This is a genomic window from Serratia sp. CY84636 (genome assembly GCF_052166245.1).
GTDB lineage: Bacteria > Pseudomonadota > Gammaproteobacteria > Enterobacterales > Enterobacteriaceae > Serratia > Serratia nevei.
In genome coordinates this window covers 1-277 of record NZ_JBJNOX010000014.1, presented here as the reverse complement: position 1 = coordinate 277, position 277 = coordinate 1, and the positions used below count along the sequence as shown (strand labels likewise).

Genomic DNA, 277 nt, shown 5'->3' with positions numbered 1-277 from the left:
TTTGATGCCTGGCAGTGTCCTACTCTCGCATGGGGAGACCCCACACTACCATCGGCGCTACGGCGTTTCACTTCTGAGTTCGGCATGGGGTCAGGTGGGACCACCGCGCTATTGCCGCCAGGCAAATTCTGTTTCATTCCAACCGCGTCACTCCCGTGTCGCCATCAGAACCAATCTCGGAACTTCGCTGAAAATTATTCGTATCATCCTGATACTCACCCCTTCGGGGCCAACGCTCCGCGTTGTTCAAAATCGTTCCCGACGATTTTGTCTCTCT

The 277-nt window shown here is 54.5% G+C and carries 1 rRNA gene; it reads right to left on the bottom strand.

Features of this window, described 5'->3' with window-relative positions:
• Nucleotides 1-6: 6 nt before the first annotated feature.
• Nucleotides 7-122: ribosomal RNA gene (gene rrf, locus ACJ8QI_RS23535) — 5S ribosomal RNA — on the bottom strand.
• Nucleotides 123-277: the final 155 nt, after the last annotated feature.